The sequence below is a fragment of the Rhodococcus daqingensis genome (assembly GCF_042665615.1).
GTDB lineage: Bacteria > Actinomycetota > Actinomycetes > Mycobacteriales > Mycobacteriaceae > Rhodococcus_G > Rhodococcus_G daqingensis.
This window is the reverse complement of the sequence record NZ_JBHTCS010000003.1, coordinates 1-9,578: the sequence shown is the minus strand read 5'-3', so window position 1 is coordinate 9,578 and position 9,578 is coordinate 1. Positions and strand designations below refer to the sequence as shown.

Sequence of the window (9,578 nt, the reverse complement as noted above, 5' to 3'; positions counted from 1 at the left end):
CGACGACTCGATTGCGGCCCGCTCCTGGTCGGGCGCGGTGGCAGGTTCGGTGCGGCATCGGTCCGTGCACGCCACGCACTGGTCGATGCTCTCCGCCGAGGCGCTCGCCGACATCGGCCCGGTCCTGCGGGAACTGATGTCGGGCAAGGTCGAGTAGCTGTGTGGCCCGCGTCACATCGCCGCCCGGTGTGACGCGGGCTGACGGCGGGATTCGAAGCCTGTCGACGGTTCACGTAAGGTTCTCGGGGCGGCGAAACGTGTGGGGAGTTCTGTCCGTGACGGTTCGCCGACGTTGAATCAGCGCGAACGTCACGGAGGACCTGTTGTCTGCTGCGGATCTGACTCGATCGATCGCTGCTCTCGCTGCGGACCGCCCGGACACTGTCGTGGTGTCGGTTGACGGTATGTCGGTGACATATCGGGAACTCGATGACCGTCTGCAGCTGCTGGCAGGAGCGTTGTCCGATCGAGGCATGGACGCCGACGCCATCGTGTCCGTGGTTCTCACCGGCCTGGTGCCGACCATTGTCGCCGCCGAGGGTGGCATCGGCAGGGTGCTCGACCGGATCCACGCAGACGCCTCGACTCTGGACCTTCCCGAGGATGCCGCCGAGGTGCCCGCCGACGGATGGCCGTTGGTCTCGGCCGTCGCGTTGTGGAAGGAGTGGGTCGAGCGCGAACCCGAGGCCATCGCCGTCGTCGAGGACGGCCGTCAGACCTCCCGTGGTGAGCTCAACCGCAGGGCCAACCAGTTGGCGCGGGAACTCGCGTCGCGGGGGGTGCGACCCGACGATGTGGTCTCGCTGATCGTTCCCCGTTCTCTCGAGTGGATCATCGGCATGCTCGCGGCGTGGAAGCTCGGGGCCGCCTACTCGCCGCTCGACCCCACGTGGTCCATCGAGCGGACCGAGGGGCTCATCGAGTCGAGTGGGGCCAGGGCAGTGGTCGCGCTGAGCAGCTGGCACGCGCTGGCCGATGCTCCCTTCGAGGTCACGGTCCTCGACGATCCCGACACCGCGGCGCGCCTGGAGGCGCACGAGGCGACGGATCAGGGGCGGGATCCGTGGACCGACGACGACGCGGGCATGCGACTGGCCTATGTCATCTCGACGTCGGGATCGACCGGCCGTCCGAAGCCGACGTTGGTGCCGATGCGTGGTGTCTCCAACACCTTCCAGGCCTACCGCCGCATGCTGGACTTCGGCGAGGGTACCGGCGTCCTGATGGCGAACTCGCCGCTGTTCGACCTGACCCAGAAGAACATCTGGGTGGCGCTCGCATACGGCGGCGTGCTGCACCTGTCGGAGGACGGTTTCGACCCGCAGCCGATCCTGCGCCAGATCGGCACGGGGGACGTCCAGATCGCCAACATGGCGCCGAGCGCTTTCGAGGTGCTGGCCGATCTCGACACCGAGGGCGTGCTGACGAACCTGGGCGTCGTGATCCTCGGCGGTGAGCAGATCCGGCCCGCCGCGTACAACGGGTTGATCGGCTCCGGGACGCGGATGATCAACAGCTACGGTCCGACCGAGGCCTCCGACGTCACGTCGATCTATGAGCTGGACCTCTCCGCGCCGGACGCCGAACAGGGCCAGATCCCGATCGGTACCGCCTGGGAGGGAGTGGACTACCACGTCCTCGACGGCCGCCTGCGGCCGGTGCCCGCTGGTATCACGGGTGAGCTCTACATCGGTGGCAATGCGGTCGGCCGCGGCTACGGGGGCATGACCGCACTGACCGCATCGCGATTCATCGCGAGCCCGTTCGGAACCGGCGGCGCGCGGCTGTACCGGACCGGCGACCTGGTGCGCGAGCGCAGCGACGGCGAGCTGGTGTTCCTGGGGCGCAGTGACTTCCAGGTCAAGATCCGCGGTCTCCGGATCGAGCTCGGTGAGATCGAATCCGCGCTGGTCGCCAATGCCGACGTCCTGCAGTCCATTGTCGTCGTGCACGACGACAACCGGGTGCAGCGACTCGTCGGGTACGTGACCGCGGCCGCGGGCACGACGATCGACACCGATCAGGTGCTGGCCGACCTGGGCCGGACCTTGCCGGCGTACATGGTTCCCGACCTGTTGGTGGTGCTGGACGAGATGCCGCTCAACACGAGCGGGAAGATCGACCGGAAAGCACTGCCGCGGCCGCAGTTCGCGTCGCATTCCGATCACTACCGGGAGCCGTCTACCCCGGCCGAGATCGTGGTGGCGCAGATCTTCGGCGAGATCCTCGGCATCGAGCGGGTCGGCGCGGACGATTCGTTCTTCGAGATCGGTGGCAACTCGCTGTCGGCGGCCCGGGTGGTGGCGCGGGCCAACGCGGCACTCGGCTCGGATGTGAATCTGCGCGAGGTGTTCGACGCTCCGACCGTCGCCGGGCTGGCCGCGCTCGCGGCCGCGGGGGCGGGGACCGGTCGTCGTCGGCCGGAACTCGTGGCGCAGCCGCGACTCGAGCGGATCCCGTTGTCGCTGGCGCAGTCTCGGATGTGGTTCATCAACCAGTTCGACACCTCGTCACCCGCATACAACCTGCCGCTCGGCAGCCGGCTGACCGGCGCGCTCGACACCGAGGCCCTGGCGGCCGCGGTGACGAGCGTGCTCGAGCGGCACGAATCGCTGCGCACCGTGTTCCCGGACGACGGGGACGGTCCGCACCAGGTGGTGTTGCCCGCCGACGGCCTCGACATCGATCTGACCCCGGTCGAGGTCCGTGACGATGCTGACATGATGGCCGCCCTCGCGGACCTCGCGTCGCGGGGCTTCGACGTGACCGTCGAGATCCCGGTCCGGCCGCGCCTGTTCCGGTTGGCCGAGAACGAGCACGTGCTGCTGTTCCTGGTGCATCACATCTCCTCGGACGGCGCGTCGATGGCGCCGCTGGCGAGGGACATCGTCGTCGCGTACTCGAGCTGGGTCGCCGGCGAGCGCCCAGAGTGGGCGCCGCTCGAGGTCCAGTACGCGGATTTCGCGATGTGGCAGCGCGAGCTGCTCGGCGTCGAGGACGATCCGGAGTCGCTGCTGGCGCGGCAGGTCGGCTACTGGGTCGACGAGCTCGCCGGGATTCCCGATGTGCTGCCGCTGCCGACCGATCGCCCGCGTCCCGCGGTCATCTCCATGGAGGGCGCACGGGTCGAGTTCGAGATCGGCCAGGACCTGCAGGGCCGGCTGCTCGAGCTGGCACGCGAGCAGGAGGCGACCCTGTTCACCGCCGTGCACGCCGCGTTCGCCCTGCTCCTCTCGAAGCTGTCCGGCACGGACGACATCGTCCTCGGTACGCCCACCGCGGGTCGCGGCGAGCGTGAACTCGACGACCTCGTCGGCATGTTCGTCAACACCCTCGCACTGCGGACCGTGGTCGACCCGGCGAAATCGTTCGTCGAGATGCTCCGCAGCACAAGGGAATCGGACATCGGCGCGCTCGCTCACGCGGACGTGCCTTTCGAGCGCCTGGTGGAACTCCTCGCTCCCGAGCGGTCGACCGCGCATGCGCCGATCTTCCAGGTCGTGATCGCACTCGAGAACACCGAAGAGGCGGTATTGGAGCTGCCCGACCTCGTGGTCAGCCCGGTCGATCCCGGTGTCTCCTTCGCGAAATTCGATCTCCAGCTCTCGCTCGGCGAGAAGGCCGACCGGTCGGGGATGAACGGTACCCTGGTGTACGCCACGGATCTGTTCGATGAGTCCAGTGTGCGCACCCTCGGTGACCGGTTCGTCGGGTTGCTCGAGGCTCTGGTGGCGGACCCCTCCATCCCGGTTGGTGATGTCGAGATCACCGATCCGGCGGAGCGGGCCGCACTGTTGCGAGCCTGTGGGCCGACTGTCGCGCTGCCGCGAACGCTGCCCGAGATCCTCGCGGCCGCTGCGTCCGATCGCGAGGCGACGGCGTTGGTGTCCGGTGACCGCACGATGACGTACGGCGAGCTGGATGATCGCTCGAATGCGCTGGCCCGCACGCTGATCGATCGCGGTGTCGGCCCGGAGTCGTTTGTCGCGTTGGCATTGGGCCGGTCCATCGAGTCGCAGATAGCCCTGTGGGCGGTCGCGAAGTCCGGAGCGGCCTTCCTGCCGATGGATCCGGCGTACCCGTTTGATCGGATCGAGCACATGCTGACCGATTCGGGCGCGATGATCGGGCTGACCCTGGCGGAGAACTCGGCGGACCTGCCGGACGCGTCCTGGTTGGTGCTCGACAGCCCGCAGTTCGCCTCGGAATGGGAGCGGCAGTCGACGGCGCCGGTGACGGACGCGGATCGTGTCGCTCCGGTGCTGGTGGACAACTCCGTCTGGGTCATCTACACGTCGGGCTCGACCGGTCGACCGAAGGGCGTCGTGGTGACGCACTCCGGTCTGTCGAACCTCGAGGCCGAGGCCCGCGACCGGTTCCAGGTGACCTCGTCCTCGCGAGTCCTGCACCTGACCTCGCCGAGCTTCGATGCGTCCCTCCTGGAGTTCCTGATGGCGGTCGGGAACGGTGCAACGTTCGTCATCGTGCCGCCGGATGTGTACGGCGGTGGTGAACTCGCGGACATCATCGTCGGCCACCAGGCCAGCCATGCTTTCATCACTCCGTCTGCCGCGGCCGCGCTCTCCCCGGAGGGGCTCGACTCGTTGACCTGCCTGGTCATGGGCGGGGAGGCAGTGACAGAGGATTCCGTCGTTCGGTGGGCCCCGGGCCGTCACCTGCACAACGGATACGGTCCCACCGAGACGACCGTCATGGCGATGACCGGCGACGCGCTCGTGGCCGGCGAGCCGGTCACCATCGGCGAACCTAGCCACGGTGTGACCGCGCTGGTGCTCGACGGCCGGTTGCGGCCGGTACCGCTCGGGGTCGCAGGCGAGTTGTATCTCGCGGGCAGCCAGACCGCGCGCGGCTACCACGATCGTCCGAGCCTGACGGCGGACCGATTCGTGGCGAATCCGTACGCCACCGATGGATCACGGATGTATCGCACCGGAGACGTGGTCCGCTGGGTTGATCGTTCGGAGTCGGCAGACCTGTCACGGCTCGAGGCAGAGTATGTGGGGCGCAGCGACTTCCAGGTGAAGGTGCGGGGCTTCCGCATCGAGCTGGGCGAGATCGATGCCGCCCTGGCCCGCCACGAGACAGTCGATTTCGCGGTGACGATCGGTCGCCCCGGTCCGTCGGGTGCGACGGTGCTTGTGTCCTATGTGGTTCCGGTACCGGGGACGTCGGTCGAGGTCGCCGAACTGAGCGGTTTCGTGGCAGCGGGCCTGCCGGCGCACATGGTGCCGTCCGCGATCGTCGTACTCGACGCGGTGCCGCTGACGGTCAACGGCAAGCTGGACCGGAAGGCGCTGCCGGAGCCCGACTTCGGTTCATCCCTCGATTCCTATGTCGCGCCGTCCAGCCCGATCGAGGAGACCCTGGCCGGCCTGTTCGCCGAGGTCCTCGGCGTGGACCGGGTCAGCGTGGCCGATTCGTTCTTCGCGCTCGGCGGAGACAGCATCGTCTCGATCCAGCTGGTGTCGCGGGCAAAGGCCGCCGGAGTGGTGATCAAGGCCCGGGATGTGTTCGAGCGCAAGTCTGTCGCTGGTCTTGCGCAGGTGGCGATGCTGTCGTCGGATGCTGCTGCCGCGGTGTTGGAGGAGCTGCCCGGCGGCGCGGTGGGCGACATGCCGCTGTTGCCGGTGGCGCGCTGGGCGATCGACAACGGAGCCGGGTCCCGGTTCTCACAGGCGGTGCTGCTGACGGCTCCTGTCGGGCTTGACCGAGAGACCCTCGCCGCGACAGTCACGGCGGTACTGGACCAGCACGCAATGCTGAGGTCGGTCCTCGTGACCGGCGATGACGGAGTGCCGATCCTTCGCACCCGTGAGACCGGCGCGGTGCATGCGGACGGTCTGATCGAACGGATCGAGTTCGACTCGGATTCGCTGCCCGGTAGCGCGGGCTTCGAGGCGATGGCGGCGACCGGGCTGGACGTAGCCGCGGATCGACTGGATCCGGCCGCGGGCGTGATGGCGGCGGTGGTCTGGTTCGACCCCGCTCCGGAGCTCGGCGAGATGAACGGACGCCTGCTTCTCGTGCTGCACCACCTCGTGGTGGACGGCGTGTCCTGGCGGCTACTGGTGCCAGCACTCGCCGCTGCCTGGGGGCAGATCACCGCGGGCGCCGCACCGACGTTCGAGCCCGAGGTCACCTCTGCGCGCCGGTGGGCGCATGCGCTCGTCGAGGAGGCCGGCACCGAGTCGCGGGTGGCCGAACTCGGTTACTGGCGTGAGGTTCTCGCCCGGCCCGAGACACCGATCGGGTCGCGCCCACTCGACGCGGAGCTCGACACCATGGCTACCAGGGGACAGGTGTCTCTCGAGTTGCCCGCCGACGTGACCGACGGACTTCTGACCGCGGTGCCCGCCCGATTCCGGGGCGGCGCCCAGGATGGACTGCTCGCGGCCCTCGCCGTCGCGGTCGCCGCGTGGCGGCGTGCCCGTGGTGCCGAGGGATCCTCGACCCTGATCACGCTCGAGGGACACGGTCGCGAGGACCAGGTGGCGCCCGGAGCGGACCTCTCACGCACGGTCGGCTGGTTCACCAGCGTGTACCCCGTCCGGCTCGACATCGGCGACATCGATCTCGATGACGCGTTGGCGGGTGGCGCGGCGGCGGGCGCAGCGGTCAAGGCCGTCAAGGAGCAGCTGCTGACGGTGCCGGACAACGGCATCGGGTACGGCCTGCTGCGTTATCTCAACTCGGACACCGGCGCCGAGCTGAGTTCTGGCGCCGTTCCGCAGATCAGCTTCAACTACCTGGGCCGATTCGGCACCGGGGAGCTCATTGACGAGATCCGCGGGCTGGGCTGGATGCCGGTCAGCGATGGAGGCGTGCTCGGTGGCGCGGCCGACGCGGCCATGGCCCCCGAGTCCGCGTTGGAGATCAACGCGTCGGTGCTGCCCGGCGGCGGCCTGTCGGCCACCCTGTCGTTCGCGACCGGGGTGCTCACCGCGACAGAGATCGAGGAGTTCGCCGGCTTCTGGCGCGACGCGATGACCGCGATCAGCGCTCACGCACGCACTGAGGCGGCAGGCGGTCTCACCCCCTCCGACCTGCCACTGGTGTCCCTGTCTCAAGACCAGATCGAGCTGTTCGAGTCCCGGTACCCGAGCGTCGAGGACCTCTGGTCCCTGTCCCCGTTGCAGCACGGTCTGCTGTTCCACGCGTTGCTCACCGAGGGCATGCCGGACGTGGTGGATGTCTACACCGCCCAGTTCGTGCTCGACCTGGCCGGTTCGGTCGACGCCGAGCGACTCCGCCGCGCCACCGACCGGCTGCTGGTGCGGAACCCGAACCTGCGCTCGGTGTTCCTCGTCGACGAGGCCGTGGGATCGGTGCAGGTCGTGGTCGGCGAGACCCGAGCCCCGCTGACCGTGCACGACCTCAGTGGTCTCGACGAGGCGTCCGTGTCCGTCGAGCGGGGGCGGATCCTCGACGCGGACCGGGCTGCCGGCTTCGACATGGCGACGCCGCCCCTGATCCGCCTGACGCTCCTCGCGTTGGCGGCCGATCGCTGGCAGCTGGTGTTCACCAACCACCACGTGATCCTCGACGGTTGGTCGACCCCGCTCGTCATCCGCGAGCTGATGGCGCTCTACGCGATGGACGGCGACGATTCGGCGCTGCCGCGCTCTCGGGACTACAAGGACTACCTGCAGTGGCTGGCCGAACAGGATCGCGCGCAGTCGCTCGAGACCTGGCGCACCGCACTTGCCGGAGTGGACGATCCGACCCTACTTGCGCCCGCCGTGCAGGGCGTCAACCACGCCGCGGTGCCCGGCAAGGTGGAGGGCGCGCTCACCGCCGAGGAGACCGCGCGCGCCGAGGCGCTCGCGGCCGAGCTGGGCGTCACGTTGAACACGCTGGTGCAGACCGCCTGGGCCCTGGTGCTCGGAATGCTCAGTGGTCGCGGCACCGTCGTGTTCGGCGCCACCGTGTCCGGCCGGCCGGCGGACCTGTCCGGCGTCGAGTCGATGGCCGGTCTGTTCATCAACACCATCCCGGTGGCCGTGCGGCTCGATTCGCGCGAACGGGTCCGTGACCTGCTCGTGCGGCTGCAGTCCGAGCAGGCAGGCCTGCTCGACCACCACTTCGTCGGGCTGACCGACATCCACCGGGCGGCGGGTGACGCCGCGCTGTTCGACACCGCTGTCATCTACGAGTCCTACCCTGTCGACACCTCGGGAGTCGGCGGCGACGTCGACATCGCGGGGATGCGGTTGATGGGCGTGGAGTCCGCGGCCGCGAGCCATTTCCCTCTCTCCATCGTCACCGCTCCCGTCGACGGGAGCCTTCACCTGGCGGCGGAGTTCCAGCACGAGGCGTTCGACGAGGCGACCGTCGCCGGTCATCTGGATCGCACCATCCGGGTGCTGCGTGAGTTCGTGGCGCACCCCGACGCGAACATCGGTGCGCTGCAGCTGATCACCGATGAGGAGCGGGCGACGCTCGAGCGCTGGAACGACACCGCGCTCGAGCGCACCGCGCAGACCCTGCTCGAACGCATCGACGCGCGCACCTCGCAGGACCCCGACGCCCCGGCCTTGGTGGCCGGCGGGATCACGGTCACGCGCGGCGAGCTCGACCGCCGCGCCAACCGGTTGGCACATGAGCTGATCGCCGCGGGCGTCGGCATCGACGACGTGGTGGCGCTGATCGTCCCTCGCTCGGTGGACTGGGTGGTCGGCATGCTGGCGGCGTGGAAGGTCGGCGCGGCCTACCTGCCGGTCGATCCGAAGGCGCCCGCGGACCGCATCGCGGCCATTCTCGAGGACTGTGAGGTCGCGGCCGTGGTGCTCGCGGACGGGTGGAGCGAGGAGCTCGCCTACTCCGGAGCGCTCATGCGGCTGGGTGATGCGGACACCGAGGCCCGGCTCGCGGGCAGGCCCGATACGGCCCCGCCGAACCGCTGGACCGAGCCGGGTGCCGGGCACCGCCTCGCGTACGTGATCACCACCTCGGGATCGACCGGTCGGCCGAAGCCGACGCTGGTGCCGATGGCGGGCGTCCTCAACACCGCCGAGTGGTATCGCGGCGAGATCCTGCTCGCGCCGGGTGACGGTGCGCTGGTGGCGAATTCGCCGGTGTTCGACCAGACGCAGAAGAACGTGTGGGTGACGCTGTCCGATGGTGGTGTGCTGCACCTGGCCGCGGACCCCTTCGACCCGGTCGAGATCCTCGAGATCATCGGTGGCGGCTCGGTGGTCAACGCGAACATGGCGCCGAGCGCCTTCGCCACGCTGCTCGACGCGGACGCGGATCAGTCGGTGTTGCCGCGGCTGCGGTCGTTGCACCTGGGTGGTGAGTCGTTCAACCCGGCTCGGCTCGCGCATCTCGAGGCGGCCGGCACCCGGTTGCACAACAACTACGGGCCGACCGAGGCCACCGACATGATCACCGATCACCGGTTGAGCTCGGTGCTGACCGGCTACCCGGACGGCCGGGTCCCGATCGGGCCCGCGCTGCCGAACTACGAGCTGTACGTGCTCGACCAGCACCTGCGGCTGGTGCCCCCGGGTGTCGCGGGTGAGCTGTACATCGGTGGTGTCGGTGTGTCCCGCGGCTAC

General features: G+C 69.1%; 1 protein-coding gene. It reads left to right on the top strand.

Annotated features, from left to right (window positions below; all coding sequences use genetic code 11):
• Positions 1 to 404: 404 nt before the first annotated feature.
• Positions 405 to 9,578, top strand: a 9,174-nt coding sequence (locus ACFQS9_RS03520) for an amino acid adenylation domain-containing protein (protein WP_465269912.1), incomplete at its 3' end; no start/stop codon positions are given.